Source organism: Mycobacterium novum, assembly GCF_010726505.1.
In the GTDB taxonomy this organism is placed as follows: Bacteria; Actinomycetota; Actinomycetes; order Mycobacteriales; family Mycobacteriaceae; genus Mycobacterium; species Mycobacterium algericum.
In genome coordinates this window covers 100,263-124,274 of record NZ_AP022562.1, presented here as the reverse complement: position 1 = coordinate 124,274, position 24,012 = coordinate 100,263, and the positions used below count along the sequence as shown (strand labels likewise).

The following is a 24,012-nucleotide window of genomic DNA, read 5'->3' as shown; positions in this document are numbered from 1 at the left end:
CGCCACCCGACGAACCTGACGTGACACCGGAAGACCCGGTGGGCGACGGCGCCGCGCGGGACATCGAAGAAACCGAGCACGTCGAGAACACCGAAGCCGGCCAGAACACCGAAGCCGGCCGGGCCACCGGTGACGCCGCGGCCGGCGCGGAGTCCGAGGAGCCCGCGGAGGCCGAGGGCCCGCGGCGGCGCGCACGGCGGGAGCGCGCCGAGCGCCGTGCGGCACAGGCGCGCGCCGAGGCGATCGAACAAGCCCGCCGGGATGCCAAGCGCCGACTACGGGCCGGTTCCGCCGAGCCGCAGCAGGGCGTTCCGCGGGGGGCCATCCGGGGCTTGAAGATGGTGCTGGCCACATTCCTTGCGGTGGTGCTGGTGGTCGGGCTCGGCCTCATCCTGTATTTCACGCCGGTGATGTCGGTGCGCGACATCGAGGTCACCGGGATCGCGGCGGTGCCTCGCGAGGAGGTCATCGACGTCGCGAAGGTGCGGCTCGGCACCCCGCTGCTGCAAATCGACACCGGCAGCGTCGCCGAGCGAGTCGCGGCGATCCGCCGGGTCGCCAGCACCCGGGTGCAGCGGCAGTACCCCTCGGTGTTGTCGATCACGGTGGTGGAGCGGGTCGCCGTGGTGTTCAAGGATTTTCCGGACGGCCCGCATCTGTTCGACCGCGACGGCGTCGATTTCGCGACGGCGCCGCCGCCGGGGCCGCTGCCGGTCTTCGACGTCGAGAACCCCGGCCCGACGGATCCGGCCAGCCGGGCCGCGCTGCAGGTGATGACCGCGCTGGCCCCCGAGGTCGCCGGCCAGGTCAGCCGGGTGGCCGCCCCGTCGGTCGCTTCCATCACCCTGACGTTGGCCGACGGCCGGGTGGTGGTCTGGGGCAGCACCGATCGCACCGCGGAGAAGGCCCAGAAGCTGGCGGCGTTGCTCACCCAGCCCGGTCACACCTACGACGTCTCGAGTCCGGATCTGCCGACCGTCCGCTAGCGCAGTCGGTACTGTCTGCCGAGCCGGAATACGGCGACGCGCCCGCGGCGTGTGACAGACCGACGCGATATTCCGGCTCGACGGGGTTGGGCCGGAACGGGTGCGGTGTAGCCGGGAAAATTCGCCCGGTGTGTCTCGGCGCGTCGGAGCCGAGGACGGGCGGGGCGGCCCTACTGTGGCGGTTACGCGGAACAACTTGACATAACTCTAAGCCTTTGGTTGAGGTTGAGGGTTTGCCACAGTTTCTTCGAAAGGCAGTTCAGGGAGTTCAGCGGTAAGCCAGGCCCCAGAGAGGGATCAGATCCCACCAGGGAGGAAGACGAACGATGACCCCACCGCACAACTATCTGGCCGTCATCAAAGTCGTGGGTATCGGTGGTGGCGGCGTCAACGCCGTCAACCGGATGATCGAGCAGGGCCTCAAGGGCGTCGAGTTCATCGCGATCAACACCGACGCACAGGCATTGTTGATGAGCGACGCCGACGTCAAGCTCGACGTCGGGCGCGACTCGACCCGCGGCCTCGGTGCCGGCGCCGACCCCGAAGTCGGGCGCCGGGCCGCCGAAGACGCCAAGGACGAGATCGAAGAGCTACTGCGCGGCGCCGACATGGTGTTCGTCACCGCCGGCGAGGGCGGCGGCACCGGCACCGGTGGCGCGCCGGTCGTCGCCACCATCGCGCGCAAGCTCGGGGCGCTGACCGTCGGCGTGGTCACCCGGCCGTTCTCCTTCGAGGGCAAACGCCGCAGCAACCAGGCCGAGAACGGGATCAACACGCTGCGGGAGAGCTGCGACACCCTGATCGTGATCCCCAACGACCGGTTGCTGCAGATGGGCGACGCGCAGGTCTCGCTGATGGACGCCTTCCGCAGCGCCGACGAGGTGCTGCTCAACGGCGTCCAGGGCATCACCGACCTGATCACCACGCCGGGCCTGATCAACGTCGACTTCGCCGACGTCAAGGGCATCATGAGCGGCGCGGGCACCGCGCTGATGGGAATCGGGTCGGCTCGCGGCGACGGCCGGGCGCTCAAGGCCGCTGAGATCGCGATCAACTCGCCGCTGCTGGAGGCCTCGATGGAGGGCGCCCAGGGTGTGCTGATGTCGGTCGCCGGCGGCAGCGACCTGGGGTTGTTCGAGATCAACGAGGCGGCGTCGCTGGTGCAGGACGCCGCGCACCCCGAGGCCAACATCATCTTCGGCACCGTGATCGACGATTCGCTCGGCGACGAGGTCCGGGTGACCGTGATCGCGGCGGGCTTCGACTCGGCCGGTGCGGGCCGCAAACCGGTGACCGGCGCAACGGGCCAACCACGGCACGCCGTGGCGCCCGGGCAGGCCGGCAAGGTCACGTCGTCGCTGTTCGACCCGGTCGACGCCGTCAGCGTGCCCGCCCCGACCAACGGTGCGACGGTCAGCGTCGGCGGGCGCAACGGCGATGACGGCGTGGATGACGACGACGTCGACGTCCCGCCGTTCATGCGCCACTAGCGTTCGGCCCTGAGTCGGTGACGTTCCGCGTCCGGCGGGTGACCACCACCCGGTCCGGTGGCGTCTCGGCGGCTCCGTTCGACAGCTTCAACCTCGGCGATCATGTCGGCGACGATCCGGCGGCGGTGGCGACCAACCGCGCGCGGTTGGCCAAGGCCACCGGACTCGGTCCCGACCGCCTGGTGTGGATGAACCAGGTGCACGGGGATCAGGTGGTGGTCGTCGACGAACCGCGCGACACCCCGGTAGACGCAACCGACGCGCTGATCACAGGCGTGCCCCGGCTGGCGATGGTGGTGGTGACCGCCGACTGCGTACCGGTGCTGATGGCGGATGCACGCGCCGGCGTGGTGGCGGCGGTACACGCCGGCCGGGTCGGCGCCCAGCGCGGCATCGTCGCCCGGGCGCTGGAGGGGATGCTCGCGGCGGGGGCGCAGCTCGGTGACATCTCGGTGCTGCTCGGCCCGGCGATCAGCGGACCGCACTATGAGGTGCCCGCGGCGATGGCCGAGGAGGTCGAGGCGGCACTGCCGGGTAGTCGCACCCGCACCTCGGCCGGCACCCCCGGCCTGGACCTGCGGGCCGGAATCACCCGGCAATTACGGGAATTGGGCGTCGAGGCCATCGACGCCGACCCCCGCTGCACGGCGGCCGACCCGAAGTTGTTCAGTCACCGGCGGGACGGCCGCACCGGCCGGCTCGCGTCACTGGTGTGGCTGGAATGAGCCGGCGGTACCGGGGTGCCGGCGGAGCGACCGTGAAACCGGTTGCGCCTGTCCGCGTGTCGTTGCCGCGCCACGGCGCACTCGGCCATTACCGTCACCATAATTAGTCACTTCAGTCACACCTTCATCACAGTCATCAGAGAAGGGTCCAATGATGAGCACACTCCACAAGGTCAAGGCCTACTTCGGGATGGCTCCTATGGAGGACTACGACGACGACTACTACGACGACGGCGATGAGCGCGCCTCGTCGCGCGACTACGCACCCCGGGGGGAGCGGTTCTCCGAGGACGTCTTCGACCGGGTCGCGGGTCGCTCCGACGGTCGCTACGACGAACGATTCGACGGTCGCGAGTACGACGAGGCGCCGGCGGGCTACCGGGGCGGCTACGACGATGACCCGCGGTACCGGGGCCGCGACTTCGACCGCCCCCGCGACTTCGAGCGTTCACGGTTCGCCTCGCTGCGCGGTTCCACCCGCGGCGCCCTGGCGATGGACCCGCGCCGGATGGCGATGATGTTCGACGAGAGCAGTCCGCTGTCGAAGATCACCACGTTGCGCCCCAAGGACTACAGCGAGGCCCGCACCATCGGTGAGCGGTTCCGCGACGGCACCCCGGTGATCATGGATCTGGTGTCGATGGACAACGCCGACGCCAAGCGGTTGGTCGACTTCGCGGCGGGTCTGGCATTCGCCCTGCGTGGCTCGTTCGACAAGGTCGCGACCAAGGTGTTCCTGCTGTCGCCGGCCGACGTCGACGTGACGCCCGAGGAGCGTCGCCGCATCGCCGAAACCGGCTTCTACGCCTATCGGTAGGCTGGGGCAACAGTCGGGCCGGTCAGCGCGATGCTGATGCGGGCACACCCTCGTCAGTAAGGTCGCATTCCGTTGGCGCTGTTCTTCACGATTCTCGGTATCGCGCTGTTCGTTTTCTGGCTGTTGCTCATCGCTCGGATCGTCATCGAGTTCGTCCGCTCGTTCAGCCGGGACTGGCACCCGCGCGGCGCCACCGTGGTGATCCTGGAGCTGATCATGAGCATCACCGATCCACCGGTGAAACTGCTGCGGCGGTTGATACCGCAGTTGACCATCGGGGCGGTGCGCATCGACCTGTCGATCATGGTGCTGTTGCTGATCGCGTTCATCGGGATGGAACTGGCGCTACAGCACGCCGCGTGAGCAACGGCGCCCAAGCGCCGGGGTGACCCGGATTCGGGTGCCGGGCCACCCCGGGCGTCATCAGACCCGGGTCAGCCGCAACCGCCACGCCTCCGGGCCACGCTCCTCATAACCGACGGCCAGCCGGCCACCGCTGCGCTCGGCGAGCTGGTGCAGCAGCGGGATCGGGTCGTGCGGCGCCACCAGCAGCATCGAGCCGCCCGCCGGAACCGCATCGAAGGCCCCGAACACCGTCGCGTGCCGAATCGCGTGCGGGATCTCGCGCACGTCGAGCTCGGGCATCTCCTCGTCCTCTTCGCCGCAGCCGCAACCGCCGTGGCCGTGACCGTGGCCGTGGGCGGCCGGCCCGGGGGCCTGAGCGGGGGCGCCCCGCTCGGTGGGGATCGCCGGCAGCTGGGCGGCCAGATCGGCCAGCGCGACGCCGCTGGCCTCCGCGAGCGCGGGCAGCAGCAGGTCGGCGACCTTGCCCAGCAGTGCCTCCAGCAGCACCCGCAGCGCCTCGACGTGCGCGGCGATCTGTACCCGGTCGGTGTCACGGGCGATGCGCGCCGCGGCCTGCTCGATCAGGTGGGTCTCGCCGAGCAGCCCCTCGATCAGCAGCCGTGACCGCTCGACACCGGCTGCGGCCGGATAGATCAGTTCCACCGCTGCCCGCAGCTGTGGCCGCACCGCTTGCTCGATGAACGCCTGCACCGTGCGGTGGGCGTCGTCGAATGCCGGACCGGCCGTGCCCACCGCGGCGAACACCGCCGCCCCGAGCGCGGCCTGGCGGCCGAGCAGCTCGGCGTAGGCGGACCGTACGTCATCGACGGCGGCTGAATCCGCCGCGCTGGTCGCCACGACCACGTCGTTGGTTGTCATCCTCGAGAGTCCTTCCGATTGGTCGTCACCTGCGTCGGCCTTCCAAGCCACCTACCTTCAATATTTACGGGTAGGCCTTGTAGATAATACGGCCCGGATGGCCGGCCCGGTAGACCGCGGGTCCGGGATACGACCCGGATCCGGGACCGCTCTACCGGCAGCGATCGGCGAACGCCGTCATCAGTTGTGTTTGCCGAAACGTGATTTCTGTGGCAGCAATTTGAAATTCGCTCTTAATATCATTCTCATTGCCGAGCCCAGCTCCTGATGTGACAGGATGGACGGCAGTTACTACACGGCTAGCGTATTCCCGGTCGACCTAGACTTGCCCGATCGGTGCTAACTACCTGACTCAAGGGGGCAGACCATGCCACTAACACCGGCAGACGTGCACAACGTCGCGTTCAGCAAACCGCCCATCGGGAAGCGCGGCTACAACGAGGACGAGGTCGACGCCTTTCTCGACCTCGTGGAAGGCGAACTGACCCGCCTCATCGAGGAGAACGCAGACCTGCGCCAGCGCGTCAGCGAACTCGACCAGGAGCTCGCCGCGGCCCGCGCCGGTGGCGGCGGCCAGCAGCCCACCACCGCGATCCCGGTCTACGAGCCGTCTCCCGAGCCGTCGGCGCCGCAGCCGGTCGCCGCCGCCGCGCCGGAGCCCCCCACCGAAGACCAGCACCTCAAAGCGGCCCGCGTGCTGAGCCTGGCTCAGGACACCGCCGACCGGCTGACCGGTACCGCCCGGGCCGAGTCCGAGAAGCTGATGGCCGACGCCCGTGCCAACGCCGACCAGATCCTCAGTGAGGCACGGCAAACCGCCGAGACGACCGTCGCCGACGCCCGGCAGCGCGCTGACGCCATGCTGGCCGATGCGCAGACGCGTTCCGAGACCCAGCTGCGCCAAGCCCAGGAGAAGGCCGATGCGCTGCAAGCCGACGCCGAACGCAAGCATTCCGAGATCATGGGCACGATCAACCAGCAGCGCACCGTGCTGGAAGGCCGCCTGGAGCAGTTGCGCACCTTCGAGCGTGAGTACCGCACCCGGCTCAAGACCTACCTGGAATCCCAGCTCGAGGAGTTGGGCCAGCGGGGCTCGGCGGCACCGGTCGACACCAGCGCAGCCAGCGACGGCGGCGGGTTCAACCATTTCAACCGCGGGACGAACTGAGCCCCGGAACCGAACCGCCGCACCTGGGAATCGAGTAGTCTGCTCCTCGGGCGGGAGGTGAATCGATGCTGATCATTGCACTGGTATTGGCGGCAATAGGGCTTGCTGCGTTGGTGTTCGCCGTGGTCACCAGCAATGCGTTGGTGGCGTGGGTATGCATTGTCGCGAGCTTGCTGGGTGTGCTGTTGCTGATTGTCGACGCGCTGCGGGAACGTCGCCGCGGCAGTCGGCCCCCGGCTCCGGAGCCGGGTGAGGAACCCGAAGATTCGGACGCCGTCGTCGACGAGGACGACGAAGCGGCGGCCGAAACGTCCGAGGCGGCCGAAGCAGCTGACGAGGCGGTTGTCGCGGACTACGACGAGGAGGCGGCCGAGGAGGAGCCGGTCGCGCACCCTGCGGACTAACTCGCAGTGGTGGTCGGTGTGGCCAGCAGGTCCCGTACTTCGTCGTCGCTGACCTGACGGAAGTCGAGATAGGCCTGGCCAACCGCGTCGAACGAGTCCGGCATCGTCGCGCACACGACGTCGTCGGCCTCTTGGGCGATCTTGCGGCACGCCGAGAGCGGGCCGACCGGTACCGCGACGACAGTGCGGGCCGGTTCGGCCGACTGCACCGCCCGCACCGCCGCCAGCACGCTTGCTCCGGTCGCGATGCCGTCGTCGACCAAGATCACCACCCGGCCATGCAGGTCGGCAGGTGGCCGGTCGCCGCGGTAGGCGTGTTCGCGGCGGCGCAGTTCGGCTGATTCGCGGTCGATCACCGACTGCACCTCGGCGCCGCCGATACCCAGGCTGCTGAGCACCTGGTCGTTCATCACCACCTGCCCGCCGGCCAGCGCGCCCATCGCCAGCTCGGGCTGCTGCGGCACACCGAGCTTGCGGACCAGGAACACGTCCAGCGGCGCGTTGAGCGCCGCTGCGACCTCCCAGCCGACCGGAACCCCGCCGCGGGCCAGACCCAGCACCAGCAGTCCGTCGGCGTCGCGGTAGTCGGCCAGCCGATCGGCCAGCACCCGGCCGGCGTCACGGCGGTCGCGGAAGGTGCGAGCCGACGCCGGGTTCGAGCGGCTTGGACGAGTCATGTCCTTATCGAGCCTACGACGCTGAACACATTGTCGCTGCTGGCCGGGCAACTGCCTCGTCGCAGAGGCCGGCGGCATCGAAGTGCGGAAGCGACTCATCGCACGCGGTGTCCGAGGGGGTGTGTGAGTTCACGACATAGGTGACAGATGAGTCGCGACATAGGTGACATCTGCGGGGGTAGCTGATGAGTCGCGTCATAGGTGACAGTCGTGGTTCATGTCCAAAGCCCGTGTGGTCGTCCTGGAAGTCGTCAGCGGAAACCTGTCGGTGACTGCTGCAGCCGAGACCTACAAGATTTCCCGTCAACACATCTATCGCCTGCTGGCCCGCTACCGCACCGGCGGCCTCGAGGCGCTCGAACCCCGCTCCAGGCGCCCCGCCAGCAACCCCCGCAGGATTTCCGATGAGGTCATCGCCGCGATCGTGCACATGCGCGAACACCTCGTCGCCGAAGGCCTTGACGCCGGACCAGTCACCCTGCAGGCCCACCTGGCCCGCCAAGGACTACTAGTCCCGTCCACCTCCACGATCCGGCGCATCCTGCACCACCACGGCCTGATCACCCCACAACCACGCAAACGCCCCCGCAGCTCCTATCACCGCTTCGCCGCCGAACAACCCAACGAATGCTGGCAATCCGACTTCACCCACGGGACCCTGGCTGATGGCACCGACACCGAAATCCTCAACTGGCTCGACGACCACTCCCGCTACCTACTGTCGTGCACCGCCCACCACCGCGTCGCCGGCCCCGACGTCGTCGCCACCTTCACCGCCACCACCGACGAATTCGGGCTACCCGCAGCCACCTTGACCGACAACGGCTCGGTCTACACCTCCCGATTCACCGGCGGCCACAACGACTTCGAACGCCTCCTGGCCGCCCTGGGCATCACCCAGAAAAACGGCCACCCCGGCCACCCCCAAACCCAAGGCAAAATCGAACGCTTCCACCAAACCCTCAAACGCTGGCTAAGCGCACGACCCCACCCACAAACCGTCGCCGAGCTCCAAGACCTCCTCGACGACTTCCGCACCGTCTACAACACCCAACGCGCCCACCGCGCCCATCCCGGCAACATCACCCCCCCACAGGCCTACCTCGCCCGACCCAAAGCCACCCCCACCGCACAACCGGACGCCGTCATCCGGCTACGCACCGACGTCGTCGACCAATTCGGCAAACTCACCCTGCGCCACGCCAGCCGCCTGCACCACCTCGGCATCGGACGCGCCCACACCGGCACCCCCGTACTCATCCTGATCGCCGCCACCACCGTCACCATCATCAGCAAAACCGGCCACCACGTCATCGCCAGCCACCACATCGACCCCGACCACAACTACTGGCCCAACAAACAGAAAAACCCCGGCACAAACCGGGGCAATCTGTAACCGATGACGCGACTCAAGTGTCACCTATGACGCGACTCATCACAGCGGTGTCCGAGGGGGGACTTGAACCCCCACGCCCGTTAATAGGGCACTAGCACCTCAAGCTAGCGCGTCTGCCATTCCGCCACTCGGACCGACCCGGCTCGGGCCGGGCAGCTAAGGCTAACGGATGCCGATCGCCGGACCCAAACCCAGCCCGCGCGGTGCCATCCGTGGGCGTTACGGCGAAGTGGTAGGAAAGGTAACTGTGACGGTCTGTCCCGATCCTGCCGACGAAGTGGTCGAACTGGTCAGTGCGCTCATCCGGTTCGACACCTCCAACACCGGCGAGCCCGAAACCACCAAGGGGGAAGCCGAGTGCGCCCGGTGGGTGGCCGCCCAGCTCGAGGAAGCCGGTTATGAGACCGAATACCTCGAGTCCGGAGCGCCGGGCCGGGGAAACGTCTTCACCCGCCTGAAGGGCAGCGATCCGTCCCGCGGGGCGCTGCTGATCCACGGCCACCTCGACGTGGTGCCCGCAGAGGCGAGCGAGTGGAGCGTGCACCCGTTCTCCGGTGCGATCACCGACGGCTACGTGTGGGGCCGCGGCGCGGTCGACATGAAGGACATGGTCGGCATGATGATCGCGGTGGCCCGCCACCTGGCCCGCGCCGGCATCACCCCGCCGCGCGACCTGGTGTTCGCGTTCCTGGCCGACGAGGAGGCCGGCGGCAAGTACGGCGCGCACTGGCTGGTGGAGAACCGGCCGGATTTGTTCGCCGGGGTCACCGAGGCCATCGGCGAGGTCGGCGGCTTCTCGCTGACGGTGCCGCGTCGTGACGGGGGAGAACGCCGGCTCTATCTGATCGAGACCGCGGAGAAGGGGCTGTGCTGGATGCGGTTGCGCGCCCACGGCCGCGCCGGGCACGGGTCGATGATCAACGACGACAATGCCGTCACCATCCTGACCGAGGCGGTGGCCCGACTGGGCAGACACCGGTTCCCGTTGGTGCTCACCGAGGCCGTCGAGCAGTTCCTGGCCGCGGTCGCCGAGGAGACCGGGCATGCCATCGACGTCGATTCACCGGACCTGGAGGGGATGATCGAGAAGCTGGGGCCGATCGCCCGCATCGTCAACGCCACCCTGCGTGACACCGCGACCCCGACCATGCTGCAGGCCGGCTACAAAGCCAACGTGATCCCCGCGACGGCCGAGGCGGTGCTGGACTGCCGGGTGCTGCCCGGCCGTCAGGCGGCGTTCGAGGCCGAGGTCGACGCGCTGATCGGCCCGGACGTCACCCGCGAATGGATCACCAACCTGCCGCCGGTGCAGACGTCCTTCGACGGCGATCTGGTCGAGGCGATGAATGCCGCGCTGCTGGCCTGCGATCCCGACGCCCGGACCGTGCCCTACATGCTGTCCGGAGGAACGGATGCAAAAGCGTTCGCCCAATTGGGTATTCGCTGCTTCGGGTTCACCCCGCTGCGGCTGCCGCCCGATCTTGATTTCTCCGCGTTGTTCCACGGCGTCGACGAGCGGGTTCCGGTCGACGCACTGGAGTTCGGCACCCGCGTACTGCACCACTTCCTGACACACTGTTGACCCCGACGAGAGGACGAAGCCATGACCAACGCCCCCGACCCGTACGCCGCCCTGCCGCAGCTGCCGACGTTCACGCTGACCTCGTCGTCGCTGACCGACGGCGGGACACTGGCCAAACCGCAGGTCAGCGGGATCATGGGGGCCGGCGGCGAGGACGCCAGCCCGCAGCTGAGCTGGTCGGGCTTCCCGGAGGAGACCCGCAGCTTCGCGGTCACCGTCTACGACCCCGATGCGCCCACCGCATCCGGTTTCTGGCACTGGGCGGTGGCCAACGTGCCGGCCACCTGCACAGAGCTGCCCGAGGGCGTCGGTGACGGCAGCCTGCTGCCCGGTGATGCGCTGACCCTGGTCAACGACGCCGGGATGCGCCGCTACGTCGGCGCCGCCCCGCCGGCCGGGCACGGTGCGCACCGGTACTACGTCGCGGTGCACGCCGTCGACACCGAGAAGCTGGACCTTGCCGAGGACGCCAGCCCGGCCTACCTGGGCTTCAACCTGTTCATGCACGCGATTGCCCGCGCGGTGATCGTCGGCACCTACGAGCAGAAGTAGCGACACCCCCGGCCAGCAGACGCGAAAGCCCCCATTTCGACCTCGATTTGGGGGCTTTCGTGTCTGCTCGCGCTAACGGGCGGCCGAGCCGACCGCTTCGGTCAGCGACGCGAACCCGCCGGCACGCAATCGGTCGGCCAGGCCGTGGTGGATGTTGCGCGCCCACAGGCCACCGCCGTAGATGAACCCGGTGTAGCCCTGCAGCAGCGAGGCGCCGGCGGTGATGCGTTCCCAGGCGTCGTCGGCGGTCTCGATCCCGCCGACGCTGATCAGCACCAGCCGGTCACCGACGCGGGCGTACAGCCGCCGCAGCACCTCCAGCGCCCGGCGCGCCACCGGCGGACCGGAGATACCGCCCGGCCCCAGGTCTGCCACCCCCGGGGTGGCCAGGCCCGCGCGCGACACCGTGGTGTTGGTGGCCACGATGCCGGCCAGGCCCAGTTCCACCGCCAGGTCGGCGACGGCATCCAGGTCGGTGTCGGCCAGGTCCGGTGCGATCTTGACCAGTACCGGCCGAGTGGTCTCGGCACGCACCGCGGCCAGGATGGGCCGCAGCGCTTCGACCGCCTGCAGATCGCGCAGCCCCGGGGTGTTCGGCGAGCTGACGTTGACCACCAGATAGTCGGCCAGCGGCGCCAGCAGCCGGGCGCTGGTCCGGTAGTCGGCGACCGCGTCCTCGGCCGGGGTGGTCTTGGTCTTACCGATGTTGACGCCGATCGGCACGTCGGCGTGATGGCGGGCCAGCCGGGTGGCCAGCGCGCCGGCGCCCTGATTGTTGAACCCCATCCGGTTGAGCAGCGCGCGGTCGTCGGGCAGCCGGAACAGCCGCGGCGCCGGGTTGCCCGGCTGCGGCGCCGCCGTCACGGTGCCGACCTCGGCGTAACCGAAACCCAATGCGCCCCAGGATTTCAGCCCGATACCGTCCTTGTCGAAACCGGCCGCCAGCCCGAGTGGACCGGGAAAGCGCACGCCGAACACCGTGCTGGCCAGTATCGGATCGTGCGGCGCCAGCCGACGCCGCAGCACCCGGCGCGTCGGGGACAGTGCAGTGGCCCCGCGCAGCGCGGCGAACGCGAACGTGTGGCTGCGTTCGGGCGGTGCCAGAAACAGCGCGCGGCGCAGTGCGCCGTATAACCCCATCCGGCTACAGTCCGGGCTGGTCGACGCAGCGGTTCCCGCTGATCGCGTTCATTTGAGATTTTTTGCGGCGCAACAGCACCCGCCTGCTCCCATCGGTATACAGCCGCACCCGGGTCAGCTCCCAGCCGCGATACTCGGCTTCGATCGCCAGCCGGGTCGAGGCGCCTATCCGGGTGACCTCCGGTGGCAGCCGCAGCGGGATCCATTCGTACTCATCGGACAATTCGGATTCCCAGCTCGCGGGCAGTCGGCGTGGGCGCAGCGCGGTCATCGTTGCCTCGTAGCGTGCTCGATCACCTGGACTCCGGCCTCGGCGCCCGACACCACGTACAGGGTGTCCGACGTGTCGTCGAAAGCCAGGGTGTTGGGTTGCTGCACGGTCGGGTATCGAACCTTTTCCACAGGGATTCCGGTGGTCAGATCGTAGCCGACCACGGTATTCGTCGCGGTCTGCGACACCCACGCGAACCCGCGCGAGCCGGCCAGCCCGTAAGGGGATTCCGGCACCGGGTAGGCCTGCCGCAACATCAGCGGGTCGCTGCCGTAGACCAGCAACTGACCACCGCGGGTGTCCGCCGCCAGCACCGGTCCGTGCGGATCGGCGGCCAGTGTCGTCGCGCCCTGGCCGGCGCGCAGCGCGTACTGCGGCTTCCCGTCGGCGCCGACGGTGGTCACCGAGGTCTGGCCGCGATCCAGCACAATCGAGGTATTGCCTTGCGTCACAATCTGATCGACGCGGGCGAAGATCGTCGTCCGCTCGGCGGTCCGGGAGCCATCGGCGGTCAGGGTGTAGACGGCGCCGTCCGCGCTGCCCAGCACCAACGTGCCGTCGTCACGCCGGGCGATCGCGGTGAAGTCGACGTCGGCGGCGTCGTCGAGGTCAACCCGGCTGGCGCGGCGGGTGTTCAGGTCGAGCGTGAAGTAGCCGCCGCGGCCGGACAGGTAGGCCAACCCGCTGCCGTCGCCGGTCAGCGCGGTCGCCGGGCCGGGCACCGCCACCGCCGGGCGGCCGGGCGCGCCGATGAGGTTGACGCTCGCGGGTGCCTGCGGGTCGGGTCCGGGAGACAGCACCACCAGCAGGCCGGTCGCGGCGTCGAACACCGCACCGGTGACCGGAGCGTGCAACGGCCGCACCGTGCCGGCCGGGCGTTGCGACGCCGCCGGTGAGACGGCGGGCTGCGCCGCCGGGATGGTCGGCGGCGGCGCGGTGACGGGATTGGCCGAGCACGCCGTGACCAGCAGCAGCGACAACAGCAGGCCGGAGAACGGCCAGCGGGGCCGGCGGGGGGAGTGCATCGGCACGGGCAGCTCTTCCAGCTCTGGGGCGGTCGACGGTCGACGCCGGGACGAACCACCGATTCTAAGGAAGGCCCCGGCGCCGCATCGGCATGTCCGGGGTAACTATAAGTTCGCTTAGGTGTAACGTGCCCGTCATGACTGTGGCCGAAGACTGGCAGCTGGAGTGTTCGGAGTTTCTCGTCGAGGAGATCTGGACCGGCGCGTTCGCGAGCGGGTTCGGCCAGGTCGGTGACGGCCGTAGCTTCTCGTTCCGCATCGAGCAGCAGCTGCTGGTGGTCGACGTCTACCGGCCCCTGCTGGAGTGCCCGGTCCCGCATGAGGAGGACGTGGTGGCGCGGGCGCGTCGCAGCCTGGTGGACATCGACCTCAGCGACGAGCGGAGCCTGACTGCGGCCGTGCGTGACGCGGTGTCGGTCGCCCGTTGACCGGGCCGCGATAGTCGGCTCCGTCGGCGAACACCGGCTCGTCGGGCGGATGCCCGGACCGGCGGTGCCGTTCAGCTGCGGAGGCCTCCGGGGTGTGGTCCTCACTGAGGCCGACCCGGTCGTGAAGCCGGGCGAGTAATCCCGGCGCCCACCAGTTCGCCCGGCCCATCAGGTGCATGAAGGCCGGCACCAGCACCGTGCGCACCAGCGTGGCATCGGTCAGCACGGCCAGGGTCAGCCCCACACCGAACATCCGCATGAACGACACGTGCGCGGCGATCAGCGCCGCGAACGATATCGACATCACCAGCGCCGCGGCGGTGATCACCCGCCCGGTGCGGGCCAGGCCGAGCGCCACGCTGGCGTCGTTGTCCGCCGGGGTGCGGCCCGAGGCCAGCCAGTACTCCCGGATCCGGGCGATCAGGAACACCTCGTAGTCCATCGACAATCCGAATGCGACGCAGAACAGCAGCACCGGCATGTTGGCCACCAGCGTCCCGGTCGGTGTCGTGCCGAACGCCCCGAAATGGCCGTCCTGGAAGATCCAGACCAGCGCCCCGAACGCGGCCGTCAACGAGAGCACGTTGAGCACCAGTGCTTTCACCGGCAACACCACGCTGCCGGTGAGCAGGAACAGCAGCACGAACGTGATGGCCGCGATCAGCCCCAGTACCAGCGGCAAGCGGGACGTGATGGCGGCCACGCTGTCGCGGTTGTTCTGCGCCAGCCCGGCGAACAGGACCGTCTTCCCGGCCGGGCCGGCGATCTGGTGCAGCTGATCGAGCTGGTCGTCGGAGTCGGCCGAGAACAGCGGGGCGGTGCTGGCGATGGTCACCAGCGCGAAGCCGTCGACCAGGCCGGTCGGTGCCGCCGGCGGCCCCGCCGGCTGCCCGTTGACGAACGTGGCGGTCGGCGCGGTCACCGCCGACACATGCGTCACCGCCGACAGGGCGGCCGCATAGCGCTCGAGATCGCCGGGGGCCAGCCCGGCGGCCTCGGGTACGACCGCGCTGATGGTGGCCGACGAGTCGTCGGCGAACCCGGTGCGCAGCCGGTCGCCGACCTGGTGCGCCGACGCCGACCGGGGCAGCGCCCGGTCATCGGGGAAGCCCCATTTGACACCCAGAAACGGCGTCCCCAGCAGCACCAGCACGGTGACCCCGGCCACTGCGATGGGCACCGCGTGGCGGATCACCGCGGTCGTCGACCGGTGCCAGAACTGCTGTTCGACCGGCTTGGGTTCGGGCTCGCCGCGGCTGAGCAGTCGGCGAGCCAACCGGTGCATGTCCAGCGCGTCGAGGCGGGCGCCGAGCACCACGATCAGCGCCGGGGTCAGCACAATGGCCGCGCAGGCGACGAACGCCACGGTGGCCACCCCGGCGTAGGCGAACGATTTCAGGAAATACATCGGGAACAGCACCATGAACGCCATGGACAACGCCACGGTGGTCGCCGAGAACAGCACCGTGCGGCCCGCGGTGACCATGGTTCGGGTCAGCGCGGCGTCGGGTGCGGCACCGGTGGCGAGTTCGTCGCGGTAGCGGCTGATGATCAGCAGGGTGTAGTCGATCGCCAAAGCCAGGCCCATCGCCGTGGTCAGGTTGAGGGCGAAGATCGACACGTCGGTGTAGGCGGTGATCACCCGCAGGATGGTCATCGACCCGACGATCGCCACGGCGGCCACCGCGAGCGGCAGCGCCGCGGCGACCAGCCCGCCGAACACCCAGACCAGCACCAGAAAGCTCAACGGCACCGCGATGGCTTCCATCACCAGCAGGTCGTGTTGGTTCTGCTCGTTGATCTGCGCGTAGATCACCGCTTCGCCGCCGGCTGCGACGGTCACGCCATCCCGGTCGTACACGCCCAGGGCGGTCATCGATTCCAGCAGCGACTTGGCATAGTGCTGAGCGTTGTTCTCCCCGCCCCTCAACTCGGCGATCACCAGTCCCGATCTGCCGTCGGTGCTCACCAGCCCGGGCGAATTGGTCCACGTCGAGGAGGTCCCGTAAACCCACGGCGAGGTCCGCAGCTGTTCGACGATCGCGATGCCGACCGAGGCGGCCCGATCGCTCGTCGCGCCGTCGGCGTCGGTGACGGTGATCAGCATCTGCTGGTCGCTCTGGCCGAACTTGTCGACCAGAATCCGGGCCGCTCGGGCCGACTCCGAGCCGGGATCGTTGAACCCACCCGCCGACAGCTTCCCGGCTACCGGTGCGCCGAAGATCGCCGAAGCGATCAGGATCAGGCCGGCCACGGCGAGCATGCGTCGCGGCGCGGAGAGTGCAGCCCAAGTGATCCCGCGCAGCATCGCCGATCCTTCCGAGTAGGTGTCGCCGATCTCTGAGTCACACGATCCCTGAGTCACATACGGAATCCAAGGCACTTTGGTTCACCCGATTCACACTTGAGATCCGCGTTGAACCCTGAAGTCGGTGACGGCGTAATCCCGGATGTGACTACATTTCCTGCCATCGCCTCGGCCACCGTCGCGTTTCCGCCGCACCGCTACCGCCAAGAAGAGCTGACCGCGGCCCTGGCGGGCCTCGCCGGACCGGAGTTTCGGCGCTTCGGTGCCGCCAGCGGGGTCGTCACCCGGCGGCTGGCGCTGCCGTTGGAGCGCTACCGCGAGCTGAGCGGGTTCACCGAGGCCAACGACGTCTATCTCGACGTGGCACTGGAACTCGGTGAGCGAGCACTGTTGTCGGCGCTGGAGTCGGCCGGTCTCGAGCCGACCGAGGTCGATGTCGTCTTCTCGACGACGGTGACCGGGCTCGCCGTCCCGACACTGGAGGCGCGGCTGGCCAAGCGGGTCGGGCTGCGCCCCGATGTGAAGCGGGTCCCGCTGTTCGGGCTCGGCTGTGTCGCCGGTGCCGCCGGGGTGGCCCGCATGCACGACTATCTGCGGGCCTTTCCCGGTCATGTGGCGGCGCTGCTCGCAGTTGAACTGTGCTCGTTGACCATTCAGCGCAACGATCACTCGGTCGCCAATCTGGTCGCGTCCAGCCTATTCGGCGACGGCGCCGCGGCGGTCATCGCGACCGGCGCCGGACGCCCGCCGTCAGGGCCGACGGTGCTGGCCACCCGCAGTCACCTGTACCCCGACACCGAGGACGTCATGGGATGGCATATCGGCAGCGACGGATTCCGGATCATCCTGTCCGCCGACGTGGCGACCGTCGCCGAGAAATACCTCGGTGAAGACGTGCGCGAATTCCTCTCCGACAACGGACTGTCGGTCGCCGACGTCGCCTGCTGGATCTGCCATCCGGGCGGACCACGGGTGATCGAAGCCGTCGAGAACGGCTTGGGGCTGGATACCGATGCATTGGATCTGACCCGGAACTCGTTACGGGACAACGGGAATCTGTCGTCGGTGTCGGTGCTCGACGTGCTGCGCGAGACGCTGGACGATCCGCCGCCGCCGGGGTCGGTCGGCTTGATCATGGCCATGGGTCCGGCGTTCTGCTCCGAACTCGTCCTGTTGCGCTGGTGACGCCGATGTACACCCTGTTGATCGTCGCGGTCGGGATCGAACGGTTGGTGGAGTTGCTGGTGTCGCGACGCAACGCCGGTTGGGCGTTTTCCCAGGGTGGTGAAGAGTTCGGGCGCGGCCACTACCCGGTGATGGTGGTGCTGCACGGGGCCCTGCTGGCCGGCTGCCTGATCGAGGTGTGGGCCACGCATCGGGTGTTCATCCCGCGGCTCGGCTGGCCGATGCTGGCGGTGGTGGCCGCCGGCCAGGCGCTGCGCTGGTGGTGTATCGGCACGCTCGGGCCCCGGTGGAACACCCGGGTGATCGTGATCCCGGGCTCCCGGCTGGTGCGCCGCGGCCCCTACCGATGGCTGCGCCACCCCAATTATGTGGCGGTGATGGTTGAAGGACTGGCCTTGCCGTTGGTTCATTCCGCCTGGCTGACCGCCATCGGTTTCGGTGTGGCCAATGCGGTGCTGCTGGTGGTCCGGATCCGGGTGGAGAACACCGCGCTGGGGTATGCATGACGACCTGTGACGCCGACGTGCTGGTCGCCGGCGGCGGGCCGGGCGGACTGGCCGCCGCGTTGTGCGCGCGCCGGCAAGGACTTTCGGTGATCGTGGCCGAGCCACGTCCCGACCCGATCGACAAGGCGTGCGGCGAGGGGCTGATGCCCGGTGGGGTGGCCGAGCTGGCCGCTCTCGGGGTCAACCCGGCCGGAATGGCGCTCGCGGGCATCGCCTACGTGGGGCAGCGGCACCGGGCCGAGGCGCGGTTCACCGGTCCACCGGGGCAGGGAGTGCGGCGCACCACGCTTCAGGCAGCGCTCACCGAACAGGTCAAAGCGCAAGGCGCCCAATGGGTTGCTCGACGGATCTCCGATGTCGAACAGGACCGGTGCGGGGTGGCGGCGGCCGGGATCCGGGCACGGTGGTTGATCGGTGCCGACGGGCTGCACTCGGTGGTCCGCCGCGCGGTCGGAATCCCGGCGGTAGCCGGCTCGCCCCGGCGCTACGGCGTGCGCCGGCACTACACCGTCCCGGCGTGGTCGGAGTTCGTCGAGGTGCACTGGTCGCGGTGGGGCGAGGCGTATGTCACACCGGTGCAGCCCGATCTGGTGGGCGTGGCCATCTTGTCCTCGCGCCGACCCGACCTGGACTGGTTCCCGTGGCTGGCGCACCATCTGCGGGACGCTGAGGCCGGGCCGGCCCGCGGCTGCGGCCCGCTGCGACAGGTCGTTGCCCGCCGCGTCGCCGGGCGGGTGCTGCTGGTCGGCGATGCCGCCGGGTACGAGGACGCCTTGACCGGCGAAGGCATCAGCCTGGCCGTCAAGCAGGCCGCCGCGGCGGTGGACGCGATCGCCGCCGACGCCCCGGCGTCCTACGAGCGGGCCTGGCATCGGCTCACCCGCCACTACCGCCTGGTGACCCGCGCCCTGGTGCTGGCCAGCGCCCCGCGCGCCACCCGGCGGGCCATCGTGCCCGCATGTGCGGCCCTGCCGGGTGTCTTCGGCGGGATGGTGCACACCCTGGCGCACTGAGATTACTCACAGCGTGCGTTGCAGCAGCACCTCGTCGCTGTCGGCGGAGACCACCTGGACCGAGGCGATCTGATCGACCGACATCGAGATGCTGCCGCTGGGTGTCGCGGTGTGCCCGGGATGGGCCACCCAGCTCGCCAGCCGGTTACGGCTGCCGTCGCGGCCCACCACGACCAGCGCCAGCAGGTCATGCGGGGCGCTGCTGTCGGCCAGGCAGACGCAGCGCAGCTCGATCAGCGTTCCCCAGTCCATGTCGCTCACCGACACCGTGGAGGCCAGCAGCGCGGTGTGCACCTGGAGCATCGGCACCGCGGTGGCATCCGGCGGCGGAGCGGACTGACCGGCGACACCCACGAACACGGCCACCGCCACCGCCGCAGCCGCGGCCGCGGTGCCCACCCAGGACAGCCGCAGCCGGCGCCCGTTCCGGGCCGGCGGCACCGGCGCCGGCAGCTGATCATCCTCGTCGTCCGGGTCCAGAGCCGCCACCAGGTCGAGGTCCAGGTGCGACAGCAGCTCGGACATTCCCTCAAGTTCGGCGACGGCGCTCTGGCACCACGGACACCCGACCAGGTGGCCCTCGAACTCGGCCCGTTCGGCCGTCGACAACGCCCCCAACACGTAGGCGGCGTCCCACATCGCGTAGGTGTGCGCAACCCCGCGGCCCGCATCGGGCCTTTGCTGTGTCACCGGGCCACTCCCATCTCCTGCAGGGCGCGTCGCAGTGCGCGTACCGCATAGTGCAGCCGCGACTTCACGGTTCCTTCGGCGATCCCGAGATCGGCGGCGATCAGCGCGGTGGTCCAGCCGTGGTAGTACGACCGGCAGATCACCTCGCGATGCTCGGGCGACAACCGGGTGACCGCTTCGGCGATCAGCATCCGGTCCAGTGTCGCGTTGATCTCGTCGGGGCCGGCCTGCTCGGGGACGCCGTCGAGCAAGCCGACCTCGTGGCGTGCCTGGGCGCTGCGGCTCTGGTCGATGATCAGGTGGCGGGCGACGGTGAACAGCCAGGCGCGGGCGGAATTGCCGGTGACCTCGAGGTGCTTCCATGCCCGCAACAGCGTCTCCTGGACGATGTCGTCGGCGCGGCCCCGGTCGCCGGTCAACCGCAGTGCATATCGCCGGAGGGCGGCCGCGTGCTCGGCGTAGAGCACCCCGACCAGCGCATCTCTCGGGCTGCGGTCGGTGACGGTTCCGGCGGCGACGGCCATGCGACAAGACCTCCCGGTGATGACACGATCGGCGACGCCGGCTGGTTCACCGTCGCGCGGTCAGTCCCTGAGCCAGTTGCCGTGGAACCCGTGCGGTACCCGTCTCGGCAACCGGATTCGGGCCACCGGATCACCAGCGAAATCGGCGGCGTCGATGATCACCAGGTCGCTGGCGTCGCGGGCCGGATCGTAGACGTAGCTCAGGTACCACCCGGCCAGCTCGTCGTCGGGCCCGCCGTCGGCCGCGACGAAGATCGCCTCATCGGCGGTGCCGCGCACACCGTCGCTGACGAACCGGTGTTCCTCGGCGATGCCGTTGTCGAGGTCATAGCGGACCAGCGTGTTGGTGCCGACGGTGACGGCGTACCGAGCCCGCCGACCGGAGCGCCGGTCGTCGATCCGCGGGAATTCCACCCCGCGGTCGTCGAGTTGGGTCTGCTCGACGGAGCCGTCCGCCAGGTCGATCGTCCAGCGCCACAGCGTGGCGGCGTCATCGAAAGCACTGTCGTCGCGCCACAACTCGGGGTATCGGATCACTTGCAGCACAACGGAATAGCCGTCTGCTGACGTCACGTCGTAGGCGTTGGCGATGTGAAAGACGTAGCAGGGGTCGACCTCGAACCAGCGCACCGCGCCGTACGGGTCGTCGCGGCGCAGCACCCCCAGGCGCGCACCGTAGGAGTCGTCCCACCGGTAGGGCAGGTCCTGGCGGGCGTCCATGGTCACGGCCAGGCTCAAATCGAACAGCACCGGTAGGTCCAGGAACACGATGTGCCGGGCGGTCAGTGCGAAGTCGTGCATCAGGGTCAGCGCCGGAACGTCGATCGGACGGCTCAGGATGAGCTCGCCGGCGGCGTCGGCACGGTGATAGGTGACGTGCGGCTGCACCAGGCTGCCGTAGCCGAAGAAGTGCAGCTCCCCGGTGTCCGGGCAGATTTTGGGATGGGCGTTCATGGCGTCGGCCAATTTGCCGCCGAAATCGTAGGCGCCCAACGTCTTCAGGTCGTTGGTGATCTGGTACGGCAGGGACGTCTCCATCAGGGCCAGGGTCTTTCCGGCGTGTCGTACCACGTGGGTGTTGGCCACGCTGGAGCGCAGGTTGCGGCGGCCTCCGGCCCCGTACACCGGGAACGGGCGTTCGAAACTGTCGGTGTGCACCCAGCGGTTGCGGTACCAGGCGGCCCGGCCGCGCTCCAACCGGATGCCGTGGACCATGCCGTCGCCGATACACCAATGACCCGTGGCGGTGCGCGGGTTCGGGCCGTTGCGCAGGTACCAGCCGGTCAACTCGGGCGGGATGGCGCCCTCGACGGGCAGGCCGAACGCGGTCTGCTCGTCGGGCACCGGGGCGTAGTTGCGGGTCCGGAAGAACGGCATGACCGTCTCGACCGGTTGAGCCGTTTCGCCGGTGCCCGGCGGCCGCGACCCGTTGCCGCTCGGCGCCGGGACCCGGCGGGCAGGCAGTGCCCGGCCCGCCTCGAGGGCGGCCAGGTCGTCGCGTGAGAGCAACGACAGCAGCCGGGGGATCGGGGCCAGCTCGGCGACCGCACTTCGGCACGAGGAACACCGGTCGAGGTGCCCCTCGAATTCCCGGCGGTCGGCACGCGACAACGAACCCAACACGTAGGCGGCGTCCCACGTGGCGTAGGGGTGATCGTCGCAGTTGGCACCCGCGTCGAACTCGCCCGTCATCGCGTCATCCCCATCTCGTCCAGCGTGTGGCGCAGTGCGCGCAGTGCGTAATGCAGCCGGGATTTCACGGTGCCTTCGGCGATCCCGAGGTCGTCGGCGATCTGTGCGGTGCTCCAGCCTTGATAGTAGGAACGGCGAACCACGCCACGGTGGTCCGCGGACAGCCGGGCAATCGCCTCGGTGATCAGCATCCGGTCCAGCGACAACCCGGCTTCGTCCGGTCCCGGCGGGTCGGGTGTTCCCGGACCGGGACGACTTTCGGAGCGGAAACGCATGCTGCGGCGCTCGTCGATGACGATGTTGCGGGCGACGGTGAACAGCCAGGCCCGCGCCGAGCGGGTGACGTCGTCGACGACCTCGGGGTGCTGCCAGGCGCGCAGCAGCGTCTCTTGGACCACGTCCTCGGCTCGGGAGGGGTCGCCGGTCAGCCGGAGCGCGTAGCGGCTCAACGCGGCCGCGTGTTGGTCGTAGAGCATCCGCATGGCACCGGCTTCCGGAATGTCCATTCACAGCCTTCCGGTGGGAAATACGGCAGATCCGCCCCCCGCGTTCACCGCCGGCGCCGATGGCAGCGGTGAATTCAAGTGTGCGGCACCCGGCCGGGCGTCGCCACCCCCGCGGTACGGTCTTCGTCGTGTCGGTAGTCGAGGCCGCGATGTCGTGGCCGCAGGTCATCGTCCTGGCGATTGTTCAGGGGCTCACCGAATTCCTGCCGGTCTCGTCCTCCGGGCATCTTGCGCTGGTATCGCGGGCGTTCTTCGCCGGTGACGCCGGCGCATCCTTCACCGCGGTGACCCAGCTCGGCACCGAGGTGGCGGTCCTGGTCTATTTCGCCAAGGACATCGCGCGGATCGCCACCGCGTGGCTGTCCGGGGTGGCGTCGGCGCTGACCAGGACGCCGCTGGCCGCCGACCGCCAGGTCGACTACCGGATGGGCTGGTACGTCATCATCGGCACCATCCCGATTTGCGTACTGGGCCTGGTGTTCACCGACCAGATCCGGTCCGGGGTGCGCAACCTGTGGGTGGTGGCGACCGCGCTGGTGGTGTTCTCGGCGGTGATCGCCGCCGCCGAATACCTCGGCCGCCAGACTCGCCACGCCAAACAGCTGACCTGGCGCGATGCCGTACTGGTGGGGTCGGCGCAAACCCTTGCTCTGGTGCCCGGCGTGTCCCGCTCCGGTGCCACGATCAGCGCCGGGCTGTTCGCCGGCCTGGACCGCGAACTGGCCGCCCGCTTCGGCTTCCTGTTGGCCATCCCGGCGGTGTTCGCCTCCGGGCTGTTCTCGTTGCCCGATGCGTTTCACCCGGCCGGTACCGGGATGAGTGCCAGCGGGCCGCAATTGTTGGTAGCCACCCTGATCGCCTTCGGGGTGGGCTGGGCGGCGGTGGCCTGGTTCCTGCGGTTCCTGGTGTCCCACAGCATGTACTGGTTCGTCGGGTATCGGGTGGTCGTCGGGACGACGATCCTGGTCCTGCTGGCCACCGGTGTATTGGCGGCCCAGTCATGACGGTCATCTTGGTCCGGCACGGCCGGTCCAGCGCGAACACCGCCGGGGTGCTGGCCGGGCGTTCCGAAGGTGTCGCGCTCGACGCGTTGGGCCGCGAGCAGGCCGCACAACTCGTCGACCGGCTCGCCGGCCTGCCCATCAAGGCGCTGGTGCGCTCCCCGCTGCTGCGCTGCCGCAGCACCGTCGAGCCGCTGGCCGCCGCGCTCGGGCTGGACCCGCTCATCGACGATCGGCTCGTCGAGGTCGACTACGGAACCTGGACCGGTCGCAAGATGAGTGAGCTGACCGGCGAGCCGCTGTGGCGGGTGGTGCAGGCGCAGCCCAGCGCGGCGGTGTTCCCCGGCGGGGAAGGGCTGGCGCAGGTGCAGGCCCGGGCGGTGGCCGCGGTCCGCGATCACGACCGCGAGCTGGCCGAGCGGCACGGCGCCGACGTGCTGTGGTTGGCCTGCACCCACGGCGACGTCATCAAGGCCGTGATCGCCGACGCGCTCGGTGTCCACCTGGACGGCTTTCAGCGCATCACCGCTGACCCGGCGTCGGCCAGCGTGATCCGCTACACGCCGTTGCGCCCGTTCGTCATCCACCTCAATCACACCGGGGACTCACTGGCCGCCGCGGTCAGGAATTCGCCGCCCGCCGACGGCTCGTCGAGCGACGCCGTTGTCGGTGGGTCCACCACCTAGTCGACAGGGATACCGG

The 24,012-nt window shown here is 69.4% G+C and carries 26 protein-coding genes and 1 tRNA gene; 16 read left to right on the top strand and 11 right to left on the bottom strand.

The annotated features are described in order from the left end of the window. The first annotated feature begins 20 nt into the window (after positions 1–20). From G6N19_RS00615 to G6N19_RS00595, 5 genes are all read left to right on the top strand, one after another. The gene (locus tag G6N19_RS00615) at positions 21–986 is read left to right on the top strand and encodes a cell division protein FtsQ/DivIB (protein ID WP_232062465.1); all 966 of its coding nucleotides are present in this window, start codon (positions 21–23) and stop codon (positions 984–986) included. Positions 987–1,312: 326 nt separating this feature from the next. Then, positions 1,313–2,476 (top strand): cell division protein FtsZ, encoded by a 1,164-nt coding sequence (gene ftsZ / locus G6N19_RS00610; RefSeq protein WP_013828682.1) that lies wholly within the window; start codon positions 1,313–1,315, stop codon positions 2,474–2,476. Positions 2,477–2,493: 17 nt separating this feature from the next. Further along, on the top strand, positions 2,494–3,201 hold the full coding sequence (gene pgeF, locus G6N19_RS00605) for a peptidoglycan editing factor PgeF (protein ID WP_013828683.1): 708 nt from the start codon (positions 2,494–2,496) through the stop codon (positions 3,199–3,201). 154 nt (positions 3,202–3,355) lie between these two features. Further along, on the top strand, positions 3,356–4,018 hold the full coding sequence (locus tag G6N19_RS00600; RefSeq protein ID WP_041319770.1) for a cell division protein SepF: 663 nt from the start codon (positions 3,356–3,358) through the stop codon (positions 4,016–4,018). 72 nt (positions 4,019–4,090) lie between these two features. Continuing rightward, complete coding sequence (locus G6N19_RS00595) at positions 4,091–4,381, top strand: YggT family protein (RefSeq protein ID WP_013828685.1); 291 nt, start codon at positions 4,091–4,093, stop codon at positions 4,379–4,381. A gap of 60 nt (positions 4,382–4,441) precedes the next feature. On the opposite strand, the gene G6N19_RS00590 is transcribed toward G6N19_RS00595, so the two are convergent. Beyond that, on the bottom strand, positions 4,442–5,242 hold the full coding sequence (locus G6N19_RS00590; RefSeq protein ID WP_013828686.1) for a DUF2249 domain-containing protein: 801 nt from the start codon (positions 5,240–5,242) through the stop codon (positions 4,442–4,444). Positions 5,243–5,609: 367 nt separating this feature from the next. On the opposite strand from G6N19_RS00590, the gene wag31 reads away from it, so the two are divergent. Beyond that, positions 5,610–6,410, top strand: a complete 801-nt coding sequence (wag31, locus tag G6N19_RS00585) for a DivIVA-like cell division protein Wag31 (RefSeq protein WP_013828687.1) — start codon at positions 5,610–5,612, stop codon at positions 6,408–6,410. A 65-nt stretch (positions 6,411–6,475) separates the two neighbouring features. Beyond that, positions 6,476–6,814 (top strand): hypothetical protein, encoded by a 339-nt coding sequence (locus G6N19_RS00580; protein ID WP_193465568.1) that lies wholly within the window; start codon positions 6,476–6,478, stop codon positions 6,812–6,814. Here the strand turns inward: G6N19_RS00580 and G6N19_RS00575 are convergent. Next, positions 6,811–7,491 carry a phosphoribosyltransferase gene (locus G6N19_RS00575; RefSeq protein ID WP_193465567.1) on the bottom strand — a complete coding sequence of 227 codons (681 nt, stop codon included), beginning with the start codon at positions 7,489–7,491 and terminating at the stop codon, positions 6,811–6,813. The genes G6N19_RS00580 and G6N19_RS00575 overlap by 4 nt on opposite strands. Positions 7,492–7,708: 217 nt before the next feature. Here G6N19_RS00575 and G6N19_RS00570 point away from each other — a divergent pair, with 217 nt between their 5' ends. After that, positions 7,709–8,887: an IS481 family transposase gene (locus G6N19_RS00570; protein ID WP_193465566.1), complete on the top strand. Its 1,179-nt coding sequence runs from the start codon at positions 7,709–7,711 to the stop codon at positions 8,885–8,887. A 48-nt stretch (positions 8,888–8,935) separates the two neighbouring features. On the opposite strand, the gene G6N19_RS00565 is transcribed toward G6N19_RS00570, so the two are convergent. Next, a tRNA-Leu gene (locus tag G6N19_RS00565) sits at positions 8,936–9,021 on the bottom strand. A gap of 95 nt (positions 9,022–9,116) precedes the next feature. Between G6N19_RS00565 and G6N19_RS00560 the strand changes: the two genes are divergently transcribed. Together G6N19_RS00560 and G6N19_RS00555 are read left to right on the top strand one after the other, a co-directional pair. Next, positions 9,117–10,469 carry a M20/M25/M40 family metallo-hydrolase gene (locus G6N19_RS00560; RefSeq protein WP_193374463.1) on the top strand — a complete coding sequence of 451 codons (1,353 nt, stop codon included), beginning with the start codon at positions 9,117–9,119 and terminating at the stop codon, positions 10,467–10,469. 21 nt (positions 10,470–10,490) lie between these two features. Then, complete coding sequence (locus G6N19_RS00555) at positions 10,491–11,021, top strand: YbhB/YbcL family Raf kinase inhibitor-like protein (protein WP_193465565.1); 531 nt, start codon at positions 10,491–10,493, stop codon at positions 11,019–11,021. A gap of 72 nt (positions 11,022–11,093) precedes the next feature. Here the strand turns inward: G6N19_RS00555 and G6N19_RS00550 are convergent, their stop codons facing one another. From G6N19_RS00550 to G6N19_RS00540, 3 genes are read right to left on the bottom strand one after another with little or no spacing between them, the layout of a single operon-like run. Beyond that, positions 11,094–12,161, bottom strand: a complete 1,068-nt coding sequence (locus tag G6N19_RS00550; protein ID WP_193465564.1) for a quinone-dependent dihydroorotate dehydrogenase — start codon at positions 12,159–12,161, stop codon at positions 11,094–11,096. A 4-nt stretch (positions 12,162–12,165) separates the two neighbouring features. Beyond that, positions 12,166–12,432, bottom strand: a complete 267-nt coding sequence (locus G6N19_RS00545) for a DUF5703 family protein (protein WP_013828693.1) — start codon at positions 12,430–12,432, stop codon at positions 12,166–12,168. Further along, complete coding sequence (locus G6N19_RS00540) at positions 12,429–13,457, bottom strand: YncE family protein (RefSeq protein WP_041317736.1); 1,029 nt, start codon at positions 13,455–13,457, stop codon at positions 12,429–12,431. The genes G6N19_RS00545 and G6N19_RS00540 overlap by 4 nt, the downstream gene beginning before the upstream one ends. A gap of 137 nt (positions 13,458–13,594) precedes the next feature. Here G6N19_RS00540 and G6N19_RS00535 point away from each other — a divergent pair, with 137 nt between their 5' ends. After that, entirely contained in the window at positions 13,595–13,885 is a 291-nt protein-coding gene (locus G6N19_RS00535; RefSeq protein WP_041317739.1) for a hypothetical protein, read from the top strand. Here the strand turns inward: G6N19_RS00535 and G6N19_RS00530 are convergent. Then, a complete protein-coding gene (locus G6N19_RS00530; protein ID WP_193465563.1) occupies positions 13,827–16,193 on the bottom strand; it encodes an MMPL family transporter in 2,367 nt (788 codons plus the stop codon). The genes G6N19_RS00535 and G6N19_RS00530 overlap by 59 nt on opposite strands. A 144-nt stretch (positions 16,194–16,337) precedes the next feature. Here G6N19_RS00530 and G6N19_RS00525 point away from each other — a divergent pair, with 144 nt between their 5' ends. The 3 genes from G6N19_RS00525 to G6N19_RS00515 are packed head-to-tail and all read left to right on the top strand — an operon-like array spanning position 16,338 to position 18,897. Continuing rightward, complete coding sequence (locus G6N19_RS00525) at positions 16,338–17,378, top strand: type III polyketide synthase (RefSeq protein ID WP_193465562.1); 1,041 nt, start codon at positions 16,338–16,340, stop codon at positions 17,376–17,378. Positions 17,379–17,383: 5 nt separating this feature from the next. Next, positions 17,384–17,884: an isoprenylcysteine carboxyl methyltransferase family protein gene (locus G6N19_RS00520; protein WP_193465561.1), complete on the top strand. Its 501-nt coding sequence runs from the start codon at positions 17,384–17,386 to the stop codon at positions 17,882–17,884. Then, positions 17,881–18,897 carry an NAD(P)/FAD-dependent oxidoreductase gene (locus G6N19_RS00515; protein WP_193465560.1) on the top strand — a complete coding sequence of 339 codons (1,017 nt, stop codon included), beginning with the start codon at positions 17,881–17,883 and terminating at the stop codon, positions 18,895–18,897. The genes G6N19_RS00520 and G6N19_RS00515 overlap by 4 nt, the downstream gene beginning before the upstream one ends. 6 nt (positions 18,898–18,903) lie before the next feature. Here the strand turns inward: G6N19_RS00515 and G6N19_RS00510 are convergent, their stop codons facing one another. The 4 genes from G6N19_RS00510 to G6N19_RS00495 are packed head-to-tail and all read right to left on the bottom strand — an operon-like array spanning position 18,904 to position 22,309. Further along, a complete protein-coding gene (locus G6N19_RS00510; protein WP_193466268.1) occupies positions 18,904–19,536 on the bottom strand; it encodes an anti-sigma factor family protein in 633 nt (210 codons plus the stop codon). A 47-nt stretch (positions 19,537–19,583) separates the two neighbouring features. Then, positions 19,584–20,111, bottom strand: a complete 528-nt coding sequence (locus G6N19_RS00505; RefSeq protein ID WP_083038165.1) for a sigma-70 family RNA polymerase sigma factor — start codon at positions 20,109–20,111, stop codon at positions 19,584–19,586. Positions 20,112–20,171: 60 nt separating this feature from the next. Beyond that, positions 20,172–21,803, bottom strand: coding sequence for a carotenoid oxygenase family protein (locus G6N19_RS00500; protein WP_193465559.1), 1,632 nt, complete (start codon positions 21,801–21,803; stop codon positions 20,172–20,174). Further along, positions 21,800–22,309 (bottom strand): sigma-70 family RNA polymerase sigma factor, encoded by a 510-nt coding sequence (locus G6N19_RS00495; RefSeq protein ID WP_013828702.1) that lies wholly within the window; start codon positions 22,307–22,309, stop codon positions 21,800–21,802. The genes G6N19_RS00500 and G6N19_RS00495 overlap by 4 nt, the downstream gene beginning before the upstream one ends. A 149-nt stretch (positions 22,310–22,458) precedes the next feature. On the opposite strand from G6N19_RS00495, the gene G6N19_RS00490 reads away from it, so the two are divergent. Together G6N19_RS00490 and G6N19_RS00485 are read left to right on the top strand one after the other, a co-directional pair. Further along, positions 22,459–23,313 (top strand): undecaprenyl-diphosphate phosphatase, encoded by an 855-nt coding sequence (locus tag G6N19_RS00490; RefSeq protein WP_193466267.1) that lies wholly within the window; start codon positions 22,459–22,461, stop codon positions 23,311–23,313. Then, positions 23,310–23,996, top strand: a complete 687-nt coding sequence (locus G6N19_RS00485; RefSeq protein WP_083038157.1) for a histidine phosphatase family protein — start codon at positions 23,310–23,312, stop codon at positions 23,994–23,996. The genes G6N19_RS00490 and G6N19_RS00485 overlap by 4 nt, the downstream gene beginning before the upstream one ends. The last annotated feature ends 16 nt before the right edge of the window (positions 23,997–24,012 follow it).

Coding starts and splice junctions, on each gene's coding strand:
- G6N19_RS00570 (WP_193465566.1), top strand. CDS start 7,709: ATGTCCAAAGCCCGTGTGGTCGTCCTGGAAGTCGTCAGCGGAAACCTG.
- G6N19_RS00540 (WP_041317736.1), bottom strand. CDS start 13,457: ATGCACTCCCCCCGCCGGCCCCGCTGGCCGTTCTCCGGCCTGCTGTTG.
- G6N19_RS00515 (WP_193465560.1), top strand. CDS start 17,881: ATGACGACCTGTGACGCCGACGTGCTGGTCGCCGGCGGCGGGCCGGGC.
- G6N19_RS00580 (WP_193465568.1), top strand. CDS start 6,476: ATGCTGATCATTGCACTGGTATTGGCGGCAATAGGGCTTGCTGCGTTG.
- G6N19_RS00495 (WP_013828702.1), bottom strand. CDS start 22,309: ATGGACATTCCGGAAGCCGGTGCCATGCGGATGCTCTACGACCAACAC.
- G6N19_RS00550 (WP_193465564.1), bottom strand. CDS start 12,161: ATGGGGTTATACGGCGCACTGCGCCGCGCGCTGTTTCTGGCACCGCCC.
- G6N19_RS00535 (WP_041317739.1), top strand. CDS start 13,595: ATGACTGTGGCCGAAGACTGGCAGCTGGAGTGTTCGGAGTTTCTCGTC.
- G6N19_RS00500 (WP_193465559.1), bottom strand. CDS start 21,803: ATGACGGGCGAGTTCGACGCGGGTGCCAACTGCGACGATCACCCCTAC.
- G6N19_RS00590 (WP_013828686.1), bottom strand. CDS start 5,242: ATGACAACCAACGACGTGGTCGTGGCGACCAGCGCGGCGGATTCAGCC.
- G6N19_RS00520 (WP_193465561.1), top strand. CDS start 17,384: ATGTACACCCTGTTGATCGTCGCGGTCGGGATCGAACGGTTGGTGGAG.
- G6N19_RS00490 (WP_193466267.1), top strand. CDS start 22,459: ATGTCGTGGCCGCAGGTCATCGTCCTGGCGATTGTTCAGGGGCTCACC.
- G6N19_RS00530 (WP_193465563.1), bottom strand. CDS start 16,193: ATGCTGCGCGGGATCACTTGGGCTGCACTCTCCGCGCCGCGACGCATG.
- wag31 (WP_013828687.1), top strand. CDS start 5,610: ATGCCACTAACACCGGCAGACGTGCACAACGTCGCGTTCAGCAAACCG.
- G6N19_RS00485 (WP_083038157.1), top strand. CDS start 23,310: ATGACGGTCATCTTGGTCCGGCACGGCCGGTCCAGCGCGAACACCGCC.
- G6N19_RS00555 (WP_193465565.1), top strand. CDS start 10,491: ATGACCAACGCCCCCGACCCGTACGCCGCCCTGCCGCAGCTGCCGACG.
- G6N19_RS00575 (WP_193465567.1), bottom strand. CDS start 7,491: ATGACTCGTCCAAGCCGCTCGAACCCGGCGTCGGCTCGCACCTTCCGC.
- G6N19_RS00505 (WP_083038165.1), bottom strand. CDS start 20,111: ATGGCCGTCGCCGCCGGAACCGTCACCGACCGCAGCCCGAGAGATGCG.
- G6N19_RS00510 (WP_193466268.1), bottom strand. CDS start 19,536: ATGTGGGACGCCGCCTACGTGTTGGGGGCGTTGTCGACGGCCGAACGG.
- ftsZ (WP_013828682.1), top strand. CDS start 1,313: ATGACCCCACCGCACAACTATCTGGCCGTCATCAAAGTCGTGGGTATC.
- G6N19_RS00545 (WP_013828693.1), bottom strand. CDS start 12,432: ATGACCGCGCTGCGCCCACGCCGACTGCCCGCGAGCTGGGAATCCGAA.
- G6N19_RS00600 (WP_041319770.1), top strand. CDS start 3,356: ATGAGCACACTCCACAAGGTCAAGGCCTACTTCGGGATGGCTCCTATG.